The 17,866-nt window shown below is 54.1% G+C and carries 13 protein-coding genes and 1 tRNA gene; all 14 read left to right on the top strand.

What is annotated here, in order from left to right; translation table 11 throughout:
* On the top strand, positions 1 to 1,185 hold a 1,185-nt coding region (tuf, locus tag Q8A57_RS11020), incomplete at its 5' end, for an elongation factor Tu (RefSeq protein ID WP_305169722.1).
* 96 nt (positions 1,186 to 1,281) lie between these two features.
* Positions 1,282 to 1,357: transfer RNA gene (locus Q8A57_RS11025), tRNA-Trp, on the top strand.
* 58 nt (positions 1,358 to 1,415) lie between these two features.
* Entirely contained in the window at positions 1,416 to 1,784 is a 369-nt protein-coding gene (gene secE, locus Q8A57_RS11030; protein WP_305171167.1) for a preprotein translocase subunit SecE, read from the top strand.
* A 9-nt stretch (positions 1,785 to 1,793) separates the two neighbouring features.
* The gene (nusG, locus tag Q8A57_RS11035) at positions 1,794 to 2,321 is read left to right on the top strand and encodes a transcription termination/antitermination protein NusG (RefSeq protein ID WP_305171168.1); all 528 of its coding nucleotides are present in this window, start codon (positions 1,794 to 1,796) and stop codon (positions 2,319 to 2,321) included.
* A 93-nt stretch (positions 2,322 to 2,414) separates the two neighbouring features.
* Positions 2,415 to 2,846, top strand: a complete 432-nt coding sequence (rplK, locus tag Q8A57_RS11040) for a 50S ribosomal protein L11 (RefSeq protein ID WP_305171169.1) — start codon at positions 2,415 to 2,417, stop codon at positions 2,844 to 2,846.
* The gene (rplA, locus tag Q8A57_RS11045) at positions 2,847 to 3,542 is read left to right on the top strand and encodes a 50S ribosomal protein L1 (protein ID WP_305171170.1); all 696 of its coding nucleotides are present in this window, start codon (positions 2,847 to 2,849) and stop codon (positions 3,540 to 3,542) included. It abuts the gene before it with no gap.
* Positions 3,543 to 3,816: 274 nt separating this feature from the next.
* Positions 3,817 to 4,347 (top strand): 50S ribosomal protein L10, encoded by a 531-nt coding sequence (gene rplJ / locus Q8A57_RS11050; RefSeq protein ID WP_305171171.1) that lies wholly within the window; start codon positions 3,817 to 3,819, stop codon positions 4,345 to 4,347.
* Between the two features lie 48 nt (positions 4,348 to 4,395).
* Positions 4,396 to 4,776 carry a 50S ribosomal protein L7/L12 gene (gene rplL / locus Q8A57_RS11055; RefSeq protein WP_305171172.1) on the top strand — a complete coding sequence of 127 codons (381 nt, stop codon included), beginning with the start codon at positions 4,396 to 4,398 and terminating at the stop codon, positions 4,774 to 4,776.
* A 208-nt stretch (positions 4,777 to 4,984) separates the two neighbouring features.
* On the top strand, positions 4,985 to 9,064 hold the full coding sequence (gene rpoB, locus Q8A57_RS11060) for a DNA-directed RNA polymerase subunit beta (protein ID WP_305171177.1): 4,080 nt from the start codon (positions 4,985 to 4,987) through the stop codon (positions 9,062 to 9,064).
* A 69-nt stretch (positions 9,065 to 9,133) separates the two neighbouring features.
* The gene (rpoC, locus tag Q8A57_RS11065) at positions 9,134 to 13,354 is read left to right on the top strand and encodes a DNA-directed RNA polymerase subunit beta' (protein ID WP_305171173.1); all 4,221 of its coding nucleotides are present in this window, start codon (positions 9,134 to 9,136) and stop codon (positions 13,352 to 13,354) included.
* A gap of 152 nt (positions 13,355 to 13,506) precedes the next feature.
* Positions 13,507 to 13,878 (top strand): 30S ribosomal protein S12, encoded by a 372-nt coding sequence (gene rpsL / locus Q8A57_RS11070; protein ID WP_305171174.1) that lies wholly within the window; start codon positions 13,507 to 13,509, stop codon positions 13,876 to 13,878.
* A gap of 94 nt (positions 13,879 to 13,972) precedes the next feature.
* The gene (gene rpsG / locus Q8A57_RS11075; RefSeq protein WP_305171175.1) at positions 13,973 to 14,443 is read left to right on the top strand and encodes a 30S ribosomal protein S7; all 471 of its coding nucleotides are present in this window, start codon (positions 13,973 to 13,975) and stop codon (positions 14,441 to 14,443) included.
* Between the two features lie 94 nt (positions 14,444 to 14,537).
* Positions 14,538 to 16,643: an elongation factor G gene (gene fusA, locus Q8A57_RS11080; protein WP_305171176.1), complete on the top strand. Its 2,106-nt coding sequence runs from the start codon at positions 14,538 to 14,540 to the stop codon at positions 16,641 to 16,643.
* Between the two features lie 29 nt (positions 16,644 to 16,672).
* Positions 16,673 to 17,866: an elongation factor Tu gene (tuf, locus tag Q8A57_RS11085; RefSeq protein WP_305170170.1), complete on the top strand. Its 1,194-nt coding sequence runs from the start codon at positions 16,673 to 16,675 to the stop codon at positions 17,864 to 17,866.

Genomic DNA, 17,866 nt, shown 5'->3' on the forward strand with positions numbered 1-17,866 from the left:
GAAAAGTTTGAACGAAATAAGCCCCACGTAAACGTGGGTACGATTGGTCACGTAGACCATGGTAAAACGACGCTGACTGCGGCGCTGACGCGCGTGTGTGCGGAAGTCTGGGGTGGTACAGCGGTGGCGTTTGACGGCATCGACAATGCACCGGAAGAGCGCGAGCGCGGTATTACCATTGCGACCTCCCACGTGGAATACGATTCACCGAACCGTCACTACGCACACGTAGACTGTCCCGGACACGCTGACTATGTGAAAAACATGATCACTGGTGCGGCGCAGATGGACGGGGCGATCCTGGTTTGTTCTGCAGCGGATGGCCCAATGCCACAAACCCGTGAGCACATCCTGCTGTCCCGTCAGGTAGGCGTACCTTATATTGTGGTCTTCCTGAACAAAGCCGACATGGTTGATGACGAAGAGCTGCTGGAGCTGGTAGAGATGGAAGTTCGCGAACTTCTGGACCAGTACGACTTCCCGGGTGACGATACCCCGATCATCATCGGCTCTGCCCTGATGGCGCTGGAAGGCAAAGACGATAACGAAATGGGCACTACCGCTGTTAAGAAGCTGGTAGAGACCCTGGACGAGTACATTCCGGAGCCGGAGCGCGCGATTGACCAACCGTTCCTGATGCCGATCGAAGACGTATTCTCCATCTCTGGTCGCGGTACGGTAGTTACCGGTCGTGTAGAGCGCGGCATTATCAAAGTGGGCGAGGAAATCGAAATTGTCGGTATCCACGACACCACCAAGACCACCTGTACCGGTGTTGAGATGTTCCGCAAGCTGCTGGACGAAGGCCGTGCTGGTGAGAACGTTGGTGTACTGCTGCGCGGTACCAAGCGTGACGAAGTTGAGCGTGGTCAGGTACTGGCGAAGCCGGGCACCATTACCCCGCACACCAAGTTCGAAGCAGAAGTTTATGTGCTGTCCAAGGACGAAGGTGGCCGTCACACGCCGTTCTTCAAAGGCTACCGTCCGCAGTTCTACTTCCGTACCACTGACGTGACAGGTGCTTGTGAGCTGCCTGAAGGCGTTGAGATGGTCATGCCGGGCGACAACGTGCAGATGGTAGTGACGTTGATTGCACCGATTGCGATGGAAGATGGCTTGCGTTTTGCGATCCGTGAAGGTGGCCGTACTGTAGGCGCCGGCGTCGTCGCTAAAGTTATCGAGTAATCGAACGTAACTGGATTTATCCAGCCAGGGCCGAGGCCTCTCAGGGGAGCCTCGGCCTAGTCGTTAGAGTAGTTTTGTTATCAAGAGTAATGCGATAGGCCAGTAGTTCAATTGGTAGAGCACCGGTCTCCAAAACCGGGGGTTGGGGGTTCGAGTCCCTCCTGGCCTGCCATTTTAAGTTCAATCTGCGGCAGTTGGATGCTGAGTTTGATAAGGGCGCAATACGAAAAATGAGTGCAGCGACAGAAGAAAAACAGTATCGATTAGATAGTCTGAAATGGCTGGTCGTTACTGTGCTTGTGGCGGGGGCTATTTACGGTAACTACTACTACTCTACGGAATCATTGCTGTACCGGGTGCTGGCTATGTTGGCAGTGGCCCTGGTTGCTGGTTTTGTGGCAGTGCAAACCCGCAAGGGTGAGAGCTTCATCACGCTGTTGCGAGGTGCCTACACCGAGACCCGGCGAGTGGTTTGGCCAACCCGTCAGGAGCGCAACCAAACCACGCTGATGGTGGTTGCAGTGGTGCTGATCATGTCGCTGATTCTCTGGGGGCTGGACACGCTGTTTGGCTGGCTGGCCTCAATGGTTATAGGTTAAGAGGTTCAGATGCGCTGGTATGTGGTACACGCCTATTCAGGCTTTGAAAAGAAAGTGGCTGCGGCACTGAAAGAGCGTGTGGCTCTTTACAGCATGGAAGATCGCTTTGGCGAGATTCTGGTTCCCACCGAAGAGGTTGTGGAAATCAAGGGCGGTCAGAAGCGTAAGAGCGAGCGCAAGTTTTTCCCGGGTTATGTGCTGGTGCAGATGGAGCTGGATGACGAAACCTGGCACCTGGTAAAAGAAACCCCTCGTGTGATGGGGTTCATTGGTGGTAAGGCAGACAAGCCGGCGCCGATTACTGATCGTGAAGCAGAAACCATTCTGCAGCGCGTACATGACTCGGAAGACAAGCCTCGGCCCAAAACAGTCTTTGAGGCTGGAGAAGTGGTGCGTGTGGTTGATGGCCCGTTCAACGACTTTAACGGTGTCGTTGAAGAGGTGAACTACGAAAAAAGTCGACTGCGTGTGTCGGTCTCCATTTTTGGGCGATCCACACCCGTTGAGCTTGAGTTTACCCAGGTCGAGAAGGCCTAGTTTTTTTATTGCTATTGCCCATTGGGGGTAATAGCGGGGAGCCGAAGACGGGTTTTACCCTGAGGCGTTAACACCCATCTAAGGAGAAATGAAATGGCAAAGAAGATCGAGGCTTATATTAAGCTTCAGGTTGCCGCCGGACAGGCAAACCCCAGTCCGCCGGTCGGTCCCGCGCTGGGTCAGCACGGTGTCAACATTATGGAGTTCTGTAAAGCGTTTAACGCACAGACCCAGAGCCTGGAGCAGGGTGCGCCGGTTCCTGTTGTGATCAGCGTATACAGCGATCGCAGCTTCACCTTTACCATGAAAACACCGCCGGCTTCTTTCCTGTTGAAAAAAGCTGCCGGTATCAAGAGTGGTAGTGGCCGTCCGAACACGAACAAAGTTGGCAAGGTCACCCGCGCTCAACTGGAAGAGATTGCCACCGCTAAAAAACCTGACCTGACTGCTGCCGATATGGACGCAGCAGTTCGTACGATTGCTGGATCAGCGCGTGCGATGGGTCTTGATGTGGAGGGGCTGTAAATGGCTAAGTTGTCCAAGCGTCTTCGCGCGATCAATGAAAAAGTTGTTAATGGCAAACAGTATCCGATTGCTGATGCCATTGCTCTGCTGAAAGAAATTTCTACGGTTAAATTTTCAGAAACCGTTGATGTGGCGATCAATCTGGGTATTGATCCGCGCAAATCTGACCAGAACGTTCGTGGTGCCACCACGTTGCCGAACGGAACCGGTAAAACGGTTCGCGTTGCCGTGTTTACTCAAGGTGAAGCTGCTGAAGCTGCTAAAGCCGCAGGTGCCGACCTGGTGGGTATGGAAGATCTGGCAGAACAGGTCAAGGCCGGAAACATGGACTTTGACGTAGTTATCGCTGACCCTGCCGCTATGCGCGTAGTGGGTCAGTTGGGCCAGGTGCTCGGCCCCCGTGGCCTGATGCCCAACCCGAAAACTGGAACAGTAACTCCCGATGTTGCAACCGCTGTTAAGAACGCAAAAGCCGGTCAGGTGCGTTTCCGCGCTGATAAAAACGGCATTGTGCACGGTGGTATTGGCAGCATCTCTTTTGAGCCCACGGCTCTGAAAGAAAACCTGGAAGCGTTGCTGGCTGACCTTAAAAAAGCCAAGCCTGCATCAGCCAAGGGTGTGTACCTGAAAAAAGTAACCCTCTCCACCACCATGGGGCCGGGTGTGATTATTGATCAGGCCTCTCTGGAGAGCTGATCCCGAACCTGACGGTTCGAACAAACTTTGGGGTCTGGGTCGCGGTTAAGTAGTACGCACCCGGGCCGTCAAAGACCGTAGGTGCCTCCGGGTCTAATGGTTCTTTTAAGCCTTCGGGCTGTAGTTGAAGGAAACGCCTACGCAGACGGTGTGACCCAGTTCAGTATTCTTTTGACTGGATTTGATCACCGAAACGGCATCAGTCGATGTTTGATTGATGTTTAACCAGTTGGCCCTCCTTCGGGGTGGTCAATTAAATCCAGGAGATAATCTCGTGGCATTGAATCTCGAAGACAAAAAAGCGATTGTCGCTGAAGTTAACGAGACTGCTGGCAATGCATTGTCACTGGTAATCGCTGACGCTCGCGGCGTCAACGTGACAGATATGACTGAGCTCCGTGCCAAGGCTCGCGAACAAAAAATCGACCTGCGTGTTGTGCGTAATACCCTCGCCAAACGCGCTTTTGAAGGTACCGATTTTGAGTGCGTGTCCGACGTACTGACCGGTCCGTCACTATTCGGTTTCTCAATGGAGGATCCGGGTGCCGCAGCACGCCTGTTCAAAGAATTTGCAAAAACAAATGACAAATTCGAGATCAAGGCGCTGTCCGTCAGTGGACAACTGTTGGATAAAGCGCAAGTTGATGTGCTCGCTAATCTGCCGACCCTTGAGCAAGCGCTCGGTCAGTTGGTCAGCGTGATGATCGCACCGGTTTCCAAGCTGGTTCGTACCCTCAACGATGTGCCTTCCAAAGTGACTCGTGTTGTAGCGGCTGTTCGCGACCAGAAGCAGGAAGCTGCTTAATTCGTGACATCGTTTATTTAAACTTATTTTTTATCAGGAGATTGAGTCATGGCTCTATCAAAAGATGACATTTTGAATGCAATTGCTGAAATGAGTGTTATGGATGTTGTAGAACTCGTTGAAGCAATGGAAGAAAAATTCGGCGTATCTGCCGCTGCGGCTGTTGCTGTTGCTGCTGCTCCTGCTGCTGGTGGCGAAGCTGCTGCAGCTGAAGAACAAACCGAGTTTGATATCGTTCTGAGCGCTGCAGGCGAGAAGAAAGTCAACGTGATCAAAGCAGTTCGCGGTCTGACTGGTCTGGGCCTGAAAGAAGCCAAAGAACTTGTTGATAGTGCTCCTTCTACTCTGAAAGAAGGCGTTTCTAAAGACGAGGCTGAAGCAGCCAAGAAAGAACTGGAAGAGGCTGGCGCAACTGTCGAACTTAAATAAGTTCGACGTGCTTGACGCGCTGGTTGTCTGATTAATTGTCAGACATGGGCTGGCGGGCTTTTGCCCGCCGGCCTTTTCCCGCTTATGGCAGGTCCATTAAGCGGGTTCAAAAAAAGCCCTATTGTCGCTATGACATGTGGGCAATCAGCCAGAAGGCTGAACAATGCTGAATGGTCTGCCTGACCAAGTGAACGTGCTGGGGAAAATGATGGCTTACTCATACACTGAGAAAAAACGCATTCGCAAGGATTTTGGCAAATTGCCACAGGTAATGGATCTGCCTTTCCTTCTTGCGATTCAGCTCGACTCCTACCGAAATTTCACGCAGATGGGTGTCTCCGCCGAAGAGCGGATGGATGCCGGTTTGCATGCCGCATTTAATTCCGTGTTCCCGATTGTCAGCTACTCTGGCAATGCGAGTCTTGAATATGTCGACTATGTCCTCGGCAAGCCGCTCTTTGATGAGGAAGAGTGTAAGCTGCGCAGCGTAACCTTTGCTGTGCCTCTGCGAGTCCGCGTGAGACTGGTTATTTACGACAAGGACTCTGCCAACAAGGCGATCAAGGACATCAAGGAACAGGAAGTCTACATGGGGGAAATTCCCCTCATGACCGATAACGGTACCTTTATCATCAATGGTACCGAACGGGTTATCGTTTCCCAGCTGCACCGTTCGCCAGGTGTTTTCTTCGATCACGATAAGGGCAAAACCCATTCCTCGGGAAAACTGCTGTATAGCGCGCGGATTATTCCCTACCGTGGATCCTGGCTGGACTTCGAGTTTGATCCCAAAGATCTGCTCTACGTACGTATTGACCGTCGCCGCAAACTGCCGGCGACCATTTTGCTGCGTGCGCTCGGTTACAGCTCTGAAGAAATGCTGGAAATGTTCTTTGAAACCAGCAAGTTCAACTTTGCCGATGACGGCACGTACAGTCTGGACCTGGTGCCTTCTCGCCTGCGTGGTGATATCGCAGCCTTTGATATCAAGGGTAAGGGCAACAAGGTTATCGTGGAAGAAGGCCGCCGTATCACGGCACGCCATATCCGTGACCTGGAAAAAGACAACATTAGCAAGCTGGAAGTCCCTGCGGACTACCTGTATGGCCGCGCCCTTGCAAAAGACCTGATCGATGCCGATACCGGTGAGTTGTTGCTGGAATGTAATACTGAAATTACCGCTGAGGTGGTAGAACAGCTGCGCGCTGCAGGCATGAAGTCAGTAGAAACCATCTATACCAATGACCTGGATTGTGGTTCCTTTATTTCAGACACCCTGCGCAGTGACAGCTCGCGTACCCAGCTGGAAGCATTGGTTGAAATCTACCGCATGATGCGCCCGGGTGAGCCGCCAACCAAGGAGTCTGCAGAGAACCTGTTTAACAACCTGTTCTTCAGCCTGGAGCGTTATGACCTGTCCGCAGTAGGACGCATGAAGTTCAATCGTCGCCTCGGTCGGGAAGATGAATCGGGTGAAGGCACCCTGAGCCGTGAAGATATTGTCGATGTGGTGAAGGTGCTGCTGGATATTCGCAACGGTAAGGGTGTTGTCGATGATATCGACCACCTGGGTAACCGTCGTATCCGCTCTGTGGGTGAAATGGCAGAAAACCAGTTCCGTATTGGTCTGGTACGTGTTGAGCGCGCGGTCAAAGAGCGCCTGTCGGTGGCTGAGTCCGAAGGCCTGATGCCTCAGGATCTGGTGAATGCCAAGCCGGTTGCCGCTGCCATGAAAGAGTTCTTCGGTTCCAGCCAGCTGTCTCAGTTTATGGACCAGAATAACCCGCTGTCCGAAGTGACCCACAAGCGTCGTGTGTCTGCATTGGGCCCGGGCGGTCTGACCCGTGAGCGTGCCGGCTTTGAGGTGCGCGACGTACACCCCACCCACTATGGTCGGGTGTGTCCGATTGAGACCCCTGAAGGACCGAACATCGGTCTGATCAACTCGCTGGCCGCCTATGCGCGCACCAACGACTACGGTTTCCTCGAAACGCCTTACCGCAAGGTCGTGGATCGTAAGGTTACCGACGACATTGAATACCTGTCAGCCATCAACGAAGCTGGGTTTATCATCGCGCAGGCTTCCGCTTCCGTGAACGACAAGGGCGAGCTTTGTGATGAGCTGGTCAACGTGCGTCACATGGGTGAATTCACTGTGAAGCCGCCGGAAGAAGTCCATTACATGGACGTCTCTCCACAGCAGGTGGTTTCGGTGGCAGCATCACTGATTCCGTTCCTGGAGCACGATGATGCGAACCGTGCATTGATGGGCTCCAACATGCAACGTCAGGCGGTGCCTACGCTGGTGGCTGAAAAGCCGCTGGTCGGTACTGGCTTTGAACGTTATGTTGCATCTGACTCCGGTGTCTGCGTGGTCGCCCGCCGCGGTGGCGTGATCGAGAGCGTTGATGCCAGCCGTATTGTGGTGCGCGTCAATGACGACGAAGTGGAAGCGGGCGATGCCGGTGTGGATATCTATAACCTCACCAAATACACCCGTTCCAACCAGAATACCTGTATTAACCAGCGTCCGATTGTGTCTCTGGGGGACAATATTGCCCGTGGCGATATCCTTGCCGATGGCCCGTCCGTGGATATGGGTGAGCTGGCGCTGGGTCAGAACATGCGCATCGCCTTTATGCCCTGGAATGGCTACAACTTTGAGGACTCCATTCTTATCTCGGAGCGGGTAGTTCAGGAAGATCGTTTCACCACCATTCATATTCAGGAACTGACCTGTACTGCTCGCGACACGAAGTTGGGCGCAGAAGAGATCACTGCTGATATTCCCAATGTTGGTGAAACTGCCCTGTCCCGTCTGGATGAGTCCGGTATTGTCTACATCGGTGCGGAAGTGTCTGCTGGCGATATTCTGGTTGGTAAGGTGACGCCCAAAGGTGAAACCCAGCTGACACCGGAAGAAAAACTGCTGCGTGCCATCTTCGGTGAAAAAGCGTCCGACGTGAAAGATACATCGCTGAGAGTGCCCTCAAGTACCAAGGGTACCGTTATCGATGTGCAGGTCTTTACCCGCGATGGCCTGGAAAAGGATCAGCGCTCCCTGCAGATTGAAAAAGCGGCTCTGGATCAATATCGCCAGGATCTGAACGATGAATACCGCATCATGGAAAATGCCACCTTTGAGCGTCTCTGTGCAGCGCTGGTAGGCAGTGAAGTGGTCAAGGCCCCTGGCCTGAAGAAAGGTGATGCCCTGACTGCGGAAATTGCTGAAGCATTTACCGGTGAAGAGTGGTTCAAGCTGCGCATGGCTGATGATGCGCTCAATGAGCAACTGTCTCGTGCGGAAGAGCTTCTGGCGGAACGTCGTCAAATTCTTGACGAGCGCTACGAAGACAAGAAAGGCAAGCTGCAGAGCGGCGACGACCTGGCGCCCGGTGTGCTGAAAACGGTCAAAGTTTATCTGGCCGTGAAACGCCGTGTGCAGCCCGGTGACAAGATGGCCGGACGTCACGGTAACAAGGGTGTGATCTCCGTGATTATGCCGGTGGAAGATATGCCCTACGACGAAAACGGCGTGCCCGTTGACGTGGTGCTGAACCCGCTGGGTGTACCCTCGCGGATGAACGTAGGTCAGATTCTGGAGACTCATATGGGTCTCGCAGCGAAAGGACTGGGCGAAAAGATCGACCGCATGGTGCAAGAGGAAAGAAAGATTTCCGAAGTTCGCGAGTTCCTGGACAAGGTCTACAGCGTAGGTGTTGGTACCAAGCCGGTCGAACTGAAGAAGCTGACAGACAAGGAAGTGACCGCTCTGGCAAAGAACCTACGCAAGGGTGTGCCCATGGCCACGCCGGTGTTTGACGGTGCCAAGGAAGAGGAAATCAAGGCGTTGTTAGAGCTGGCCGATCTGCCTGAGAGTGGTCAGATGACACTCTACAATGGCCGTACCGGTGACAAGTTTGAGCGTCCGGTGACCGTTGGTTACATGTACATGCTGAAACTGAACCACCTGGTGGATGACAAGATGCATGCTCGTTCCACCGGTTCCTACAGCCTGGTAACGCAACAGCCGCTGGGTGGTAAAGCCCAGTTTGGTGGTCAGCGCTTTGGTGAGATGGAGGTTTGGGCGCTGGAAGCCTATGGCGCCGCCTACACGCTCCAGGAGATGTTGACAGTGAAATCCGATGACGTGAACGGTCGTACCAAGATGTACAAGAACATCGTGGATGGCGATCACCGTATGGAGCCCGGTATGCCCGAATCCTTCAACGTATTGGTGAAGGAAATCCGCTCGCTGGGTATCAACATCGAGTTGGAAAACGAGTAACGGCAACAATTAGGTTGGGGGCGGGCATGTGGCCCGCCGCGCAAAGGTAGCACCCACTGGAGAAAGGCATTGAAAGACTTACTGAATCTGCTCAAGTCACAGGATCAAACCGGCGAATTTGACGCCATCCGTATCGGCCTGGCGTCGCCGGACATGATTCGCTCCTGGTCATTTGGCGAAGTGAAAAAGCCGGAGACCATTAACTACCGAACGTTCAAGCCGGAACGGGAAGGCCTGTTCTGCGCCAAGATTTTTGGCCCGGTTAAAGACTACGAATGTCTCTGCGGCAAATACAAGCGTATGAAGCACCGTGGCATCGTCTGTGAAAAATGCGGTGTGGAAGTAACGCTGGCGAAAGTGCGCCGGGAACGTATGGGGCACATTGAGCTGGCCTGTCCGGTTGCTCATATCTGGTTCCTGAAATCGCTGCCATCCCGCATTGGTCTGATGCTGGATATGACACTGCGCGAAATTGAGCGCGTGCTGTATTTTGAGTCATTTGTGGTCACTGACCCTGGCATGACTACGCTGGAGCGTGGCCAGTTGCTAAGCGATGACGAATACTTCCAGGCTATGGAAGATTTCGGCGATGACTTTGAAGCAATGATGGGTGCTGAGGGCATTCAGTCACTGATGAAGGACCTCGATCTCGAGCATGAGATTGCCACTATCCGTGAAGAGATTCCCAACACCCGCTCGGAAACCAAAATCAAGAAGTTCTCCAAGCGTCTGAAGCTGCTGGAAGCTTTCCAGAGCTCCGGAAACAAGCCCGAGTGGATGGTAATGGAAGCCCTGCCAGTTCTGCCGCCGGATCTGCGTCCGCTGGTGCCCCTGGACGGAGGCCGTTTTGCTACGTCAGATCTCAATGATCTGTACCGTCGGGTGATCAACCGTAATAACCGTCTGAAGCGCCTGCTGGAGCTGAATGCTCCCGATATTATCGTGCGCAATGAGAAGCGCATGCTGCAGGAAGCGGTGGATGCGCTGCTGGACAATGGTCGTCGCGGTCGTGCGATTACCGGTTCCAACAAACGCCCGCTGAAGTCCCTGGCCGATATGATCAAGGGCAAGCAGGGTCGTTTCCGGCAGAACCTGCTGGGTAAGCGTGTGGACTACTCCGGTCGTTCCGTGATCGTGGTCGGTCCGACGCTACGTCTGCACCAGTGTGGCCTGCCTAAGCGTATGGCGCTGGAACTGTTTAAGCCGTTCATTTTTTCCAAGCTGGAGTTGCGTGGTTTGGCCACGACAATCAAGGCCGCCAAGAAAATGGTCGAGCGTGAAGAGCCGGTGGTATGGGATATTCTGGATGAAGTGATCCGCGAACACCCGGTATTGTTGAACCGTGCGCCGACACTCCACAGACTGGGTATTCAGGCCTTTGAGCCCGTACTGATTGAGGGTAAGGCGATCCAGCTGCATCCGCTGGTCTGTGCGGCATACAACGCCGACTTCGACGGTGACCAGATGGCGGTTCACGTACCGCTGACCCTGGAAGCTCAGCTCGAGTCCCGTGCATTGATGATGTCCACCAACAACATTCTCTCACCGGCCAACGGTGAGCCTATCATCGTGCCCTCCCAGGACGTGGTGCTGGGTCTCTATTACATGACCCGTGAGCGTGTGAACGCCAAGGGTGAAGGCCGTGTGTATGCCAATCTCCAGGAAGTGTCCCGCGCTTTTTATGGTAAGCAGGCGGATTTGCAGGCTAAGGCCAAGGTTCGTATTCACGAAGTGACCTTCAGTGAAGAGGGCGAGCGTCAGGAGCGTACTTTCCTGGCCGACACCACTGTTGGCCGCGCGCTGCTGTGGGAAATCGTACCGGAAGGTCTGGCGTTCGAGATGGTTAACCAACCGATGACCAAAAAGGCCATCTCTCGCATTATCAACCGCTGCTACCGTGATGTTGGGTTGAAAGCGACAGTTATCTTTGCCGACCAATTGATGTATACCGGTTTTGATTTTTCAACCAAGTCCGGTGTGTCCATTGGGGTTAATGACTTTACCATTCCCGACGCCAAGGACGAGATTATTTCCCGTGCTGAAGCGGAAGTGATGGAGATCGAAAGCCAGTTTGCCTCCGGTCTGGTAACCCAGGGTGAGAAGTACAACAAAGTGATCGATATCTGGTCCCGCGCCAATGACCAAGTGGCCAAGTCCATGATGGAGGTCATCAGCACTGAGCCTGTCATCAATCGTGACGGCGAGGAAGTTGAGCAGGAGTCCTTCAACTCGGTCTACATCATGGCTGATTCGGGTGCGCGGGGTTCACCTGCTCAGATTCGTCAGCTGGCAGGTATGCGCGGTCTGATGGCCCGTCCTGATGGCTCCATTATTGAGACGCCGATTACCGCGAACTTCCGTGAAGGTCTGAACGTACTGCAGTACTTCATCTCTACCCACGGTGCGCGTAAAGGTCTGGCGGATACCGCACTGAAAACTGCGAACTCCGGTTACCTGACCCGTCGTCTGGTGGATGTGTCTCAGGATCTGGTGGTCGTGGAGCAGGATTGTGGCACCGAGGAAGGCCTGTTGATGACGCCTGTGATCGAGGGTGGTGACATCATCGAATCTCTGGGTGACCGGATTCTTGGCCGCGTAGTCGCCGTGGATGTCATTCAGCCCGGCGGCAATGACATTGCCGTCGAAGCGGGCACCATGATCGATGAAAAATGGGTCGAGCGCATTGAGGCCATGGGTATCGACGAAATCAAGGTGCGTTCGCCGATTACCTGCGAAACCCGTTTTGGTATCTGCTCCGAATGTTACGGCCGTGACCTGGCCCGTGGTCACATGGTCAACGCTGGTGAAGCCATCGGTGTCATCGCAGCTCAGTCTATTGGTGAGCCGGGAACCCAGTTGACCATGCGTACGTTCCATATTGGTGGCGCTGCATCTCGTGCGTCAGCGGTGGACAACATCCAGGTGAAAATGAACGGTACCGTCCGCCTGGTGAACATTAAGGTGGTTGAGCGTGAAAACGGTGAGCTGGTAGCGGTATCCCGTTCCGGTGAGCTGGCACTTGCTGATGAGAATGGTCGCGAGCGTGAGCGTTACAAGCTGCCATACGGTGCGACTATCAAGGTTAAAGAAGGTGCCAGTGTTCAGGCCGGTGATATCGTGGCCAACTGGGATCCTCACACCCACCCGATTATTTCCGAGGTGGGTGGTAAGATTGCCTTCTCCGGTATGGAGGAAGGCCTCAGCACCCGTATGCAGACGGACGAGATGACAGGTCTGTCCAGCATTTCGGTCATTGATCCCAACGAACGGCCATCCGCTGGTAAAGATCTGAAGCCGATGGTGACGCTGCTGGACGAGAAGGGTAAAGAGCAGAACTTCCCCAACTCGACGGTCCCGGCACACTACATGCTCCCAGCCAACGCCATCCTGAGTGTCAGCGATAGCGAGCGGGTGGGTGCTGGTGACGTTATCGCCCGTATTCCGCAGGAAGGCTCCAAGACTCGTGACATTACCGGTGGTCTGCCAAGGGTTGCTGACCTGTTTGAAGCGCGTAAGCCAAAAGATCCCGCTATTCTGGCGGAGATTACCGGTACCGTCAGCTTCGGTAAGGAAACCAAAGGCAAGCGTCGTCTGGTGATCATTCCGCCAGATGGGCAGACCTTGCCCGATGGCAGCTCTCAGTACGAAGAACTGATACCGAAATGGCGTCAGCTGGGTGTGTTCGAAGGTGAGCACGTCGAGAAGGGTGAGGTGATCGCCGATGGTCCCGCCAATCCCCACGATATCTTGCGCCTGCAAGGTGTGGATTCGCTGGCCAAATATATCGTCAACGAGATTCAGGATGTTTACCGCCTGCAGGGCGTGAAGATCAATGACAAGCACATTGAAGTCATTTGCCGCCAGATGCTGCGCAAGGTGGAAGTGATGGATATGGGTGATTCCTCCTTCGTTAAAGGCGAGCAGGTAGAGTACAACCGCATCCTCGAAGAGAACGAGGCGCTGTATAACGAAGGTAAAACACCAGCCAAGTTTGAGCGTTTGTTGCTCGGTATTACCAAGGCATCTCTGGCTACCGACAGTTTCGTCTCTGCGGCCTCCTTCCAGGAGACTACCCGCGTGTTGACAGAAGCTTCGGTGACCGGCAAAGCCGATCCCCTCCGCGGTCTGAAGGAGAACGTGGTGGTTGGTCGTTTGATTCCGGCGGGTACCGGCCTGACCTATCACAACCAGCGTCGCAAAGCGCGTGAGGCCGTGGGTGACACCACTGTTAGCGCCATGGATATTGAAGCGGCACTGAGTGAAGCGCTGAACTCCTCTGGCGAGGAGTGATGCAAATGAGGTGGGCGGCCTGTCTCAGGCCGCTTGACTCAAGGTGGCGCTCTCATTAGAATGCCGCCTCCCTAAAGTGGGGGTCTGCGCTTGTGGATTCCTTTATTGGAGCCTTTTTTAATAAAGGCGTTTTTGTAATTTGGAGTTATTGAATGGCAACGATCAACCAGTTGGTTCGTAAGCCGAGAAAACGCAAAGTTGCTAAGAGTGACGTACCTGCTCTGCAAGCTTGCCCTCAGCGTCGTGGTGTTTGCACCCGTGTTTACACAACTACGCCGAAGAAGCCGAATTCTGCACTGCGTAAAGTGTGTCGTGTTCGTCTGACTAATGGTTACGAAGTGACTTCGTACATTGGTGGTGAGGGTCACAACCTGCAGGAGCACAGTGTGGTGCTGATTCGTGGCGGCCGTGTTAAGGATTTGCCTGGTGTGCGTTATCACACCGTTCGTGGCAGCCTGGATACTGCTGGTGTGAGCAGCCGCAGACAGCGTCGTTCCAAGTATGGAGCCAAGCGTCCCAAGTAAGGGGCGACTTTGTGTCGGTCAGAACCGAGTAAGGCCGGGTGCGCTAGCCGCAGTGTGATCAATCCCGGACAACCCTGAAGAGAAGAGCTAGATTATGCCTAGAAGAAGAGTTGTCGCTAAGCGCGAAATTCTGCCAGATCCTAAGTTTGGCAATGTCACGCTGGCAAAGTTTATGAACCACGTCATGGTCAGCGGTAAAAAATCCGTTGCAGAGCGCATTGTTTACGGTGCACTTGACCTGGTAGAAAGCCGTTTGAAAGAAGAGCCGGTGGCGGTATTTGAAACTGCCCTGGACAATATCGCCCCGATGGTGGAAGTGAAGTCACGTCGTGTTGGTGGTGCGACCTATCAGGTGCCGGTAGAGGTTCGTCCCTCACGCCGTGCCGCACTGGCCATGCGCTGGATGGTAGACTACGCCCGCAATCGTGGTGAGAAGTCCATGTCTCAGCGTCTTGCCGGTGAAATCATTGATGCCTACCAGAGTAAAGGCGGCGCAGTGAAGAAACGTGAAGACGTCCACCGTATGGCTGAAGCCAACAAGGCGTTCTCACACTTCCGATTCTAATCGCAGTATCGGAACGTTAAGGTATCCCAGAAGGGTAGCTGTCTGCAGCTACCCTTTTGTGGTTTTAAGATGAATGTTTTTGGGGGAAAGACCTGTGGCGCGTAAGACACCCATTACCCGTTATCGCAATATCGGCATTTGTGCCCACGTAGATGCGGGGAAGACCACCACGACGGAGCGTGTGCTTTTCTATACTGGCCTGTCGCACAAGATTGGCGAGGTGCATGACGGTGCGGCGACCATGGACTGGATGGAGCAGGAGCAGGAGCGGGGTATTACCATCACCTCGGCGGCTACCACCTGTTTCTGGTCGGGTATGCAGCAACAATTCCCTCAACACCGGATCAACATCATCGATACCCCCGGGCACGTGGACTTCACCATTGAGGTCGAGCGCTCCCTGCGGGTGCTGGATGGTGCCGTGGTGGTGCTGTGTGGCTCCTCCGGGGTCCAGCCGCAAACAGAAACAGTGTGGCGCCAGGCGAATAAATATGAAGTGCCGCGCATGGTGTTTGTCAACAAGATGGACCGGGCTGGTGCCGACTTCATGCGAGTGGTTGATCAGCTGAAAAAGCGTCTCGGTGCCAATGCCGTTCCCCTGCAAATGACAATTGGGTCTGAAGAGCACTTTAAGGGTGTTGTCGACCTGGTGAAGATGAAGGCCATTTTGTGGAATGAATCTGATCAGGGGATGACCTTCGACTACGCAGATATTCCGGATGACCTGCTTGATCAGTGCGAGGAAATGCGCGAGTACATGGTGGAAGCGGCAGCAGAAGCCAATGAAGAGCTGATGGAGAAATACCTCGAGGAAGGGGAGTTGACCGAAGATGAGATCAGGCAGGGTATTCGCCTGCGCACTTTGGCCAATGAAATTGTTCCGGTATTGGGCGGCTCAGCGTTCAAGAACAAGGGTGTTCAGGCCGTGCTTGACGCGGTGATTGAATACCTGCCTGCACCCACAGAGGTGAAGGCTATTGATGGTGTGCTTGAAGATGGGGAAACCCACGATACCCGTGAGGCAGACGACAAGGCACCCTTCGCAGCGCTGGCATTCAAAATCGCCACCGACCCGTTTGTTGGCACCTTAACGTTCTTTCGCGTTTACTCCGGAACTTTGAATTCCGGGGATATGGTTTACAACCCGGTGAAGGGTAAGAAAGAGCGGATCGGTCGTATGGTGCAGATGCACGCCAACAACCGCGAGGAGATCAAGGAAGTGCTGGCTGGCGATATCGCAGCTGGAATTGGTCTGAAAGATGTCACTACAGGTGACACCCTCTGCGATATCAACAAGGTGATTACGCTGGAGCGTATGGAGTTTCCCGAACCGGTCATTTCCGTGGCTGTGGAACCGCGTTCCAAGGCGGATCAAGAAAAAATGGGTATTGCACTGGGCAAGCTGGCTCAGGAAGACCCATCTTTCCGGGTGAAAACAGATGAAGAAACCGGCCAGACCATAATTTCCGGCATGGGTGAATTACACCTGGATATCCTCGTTGAGCGTATGCGCCGGGAGTTCAGCGTTGAGGCCAATATTGGTAAGCCGCAGGTGGCCTACCGCGAAGCCATTCGCAACACCTGCGAAATCGAGGGCAAGTTTGTTCGCCAGTCCGGCGGTCGTGGCCAGTACGGGCATGTCTGGGTTCGCTTTGAACCGGGTGAAGATGCCGGTGCCGAAGGCCTGGAGTTTGTGAACGAAATTGTCGGGGGTACGGTGCCCAAGGAATACATCCCCGCTGTAGCCAAGGGTATTGAGGAGCAGATGCAGAATGGTGTGGTCGCCGGCTATCCGCTGCTTGGCTTGAAAGCGACACTTTACGATGGCTCATACCACGATGTGGACTCATCAGAGATGGCCTTCAAGATCGCTGCATCCATGGCCACCAAGCAACTGGCCACCAGGGGCGGTGCAGTGCTGCTTGAGCCCATTATGAAAGTTGAGGTGGTTACGCCCGAGGAAAATATGGGCGATGTGGTGGGTGACCTGAACCGCCGCCGCGGTGTGATTCTGGGTATGGATGAAACTGTATCCGGCAAGGTAGTCAATTCTGAAGTGCCACTGGCGGAAATGTTCGGTTATGCCACCGACCTGCGCTCTGCCACCCAGGGTCGTGCCACCTTCACCATGGAGTTTGAGAAATACGCAGAAGCGCCGCGCAATGTCGCAGATGAAGTGATCGCCAAGAATATGCGTTAACTAAAATTTGATTTTGAGAGGACCTGGAAATGGCAAAAGAAAAGTTTGAACGAAATAAGCCCCACGTAAACGTGGGTACGATTGGTCACGTAGACCATGGTAAAACGACGCTGACTGCGGCGCTGACGCGCGTGTGTGCGGAAGTCTGGGGTGGTACAGCGGTGGCGTTTGACGGCATCGACAATGCACCGGAAGAGCGCGAGCGCGGTATTACCATTGCGACCTCCCACGTGGAATACGATTCACCGAACCGTCACTACGCACACGTAGACTGTCCCGGACACGCTGACTATGTGAAAAACATGATCACTGGTGCGGCGCAGATGGACGGGGCGATCCTGGTTTGTTCTGCAGCGGATGGCCCAATGCCACAAACCCGTGAGCACATCCTGCTGTCCCGTCAGGTAGGCGTACCTTATATTGTGGTCTTCCTGAACAAAGCCGACATGGTTGATGACGAAGAGCTGCTGGAGCTGGTAGAGATGGAAGTTCGCGAACTTCTGGACCAGTACGACTTCCCGGGTGACGATACCCCGATCATCATCGGCTCTGCCCTGATGGCGCTGGAAGGCAAAGACGATAACGAAATGGGCACTACCGCTGTTAAGAAGCTGGTAGAGACCCTGGACGAGTACATTCCGGAGCCGGAGCGCGCGATTGACCAACCGTTCCTGATGCCGATCGAAGACGTATTCTCCATCTCTGGTCGCGGTACGGTAGTTACCGGTCGTGTAGAGCGCGGCATTATCAAAGTGGGCGAGGAAATCGAAATTGTCGGTATCCACGACACCACCAAGACCACCTGTACCGGTGTTGAGATGTTCCGCAAGCTGCTGGACGAAGGCCGTGCTGGTGAGAACGTTGGTGTACTGCTGCGCGGTACCAAGCGTGACGAAGTTGAGCGTGGTCAGGTACTGGCGAAGCCGGGCACCATTACCCCGCACACCAAGTTCGAAGCAGAAGTTTATGTGCTGTCCAAGGACGAAGGTGGCCGTCACACGCCGTTCTTCAAAGGCTACCGTCCGCAGTTCTACTTCCGTACCACTGACGTGACAGGTGCTTGTGAGCTGCCTGAAGGCGTTGAGATGGTCATGCCGGGCGACAACGTGCAGATGGTAGTGACGTTGATTGCACCGATTGCGATGGAAGATGGCTTGCGTTTTGCGATCCGTGAAGGTGGCCGTACTGTAGGCGCCGGCGTCGTCGCTAAAGTTATCGAGTAA

The organism is Porticoccus litoralis, from assembly GCF_030676955.1.
In the GTDB taxonomy this organism is placed as follows: domain Bacteria; phylum Pseudomonadota; class Gammaproteobacteria; order Pseudomonadales; family Porticoccaceae; genus Porticoccus; species Porticoccus litoralis.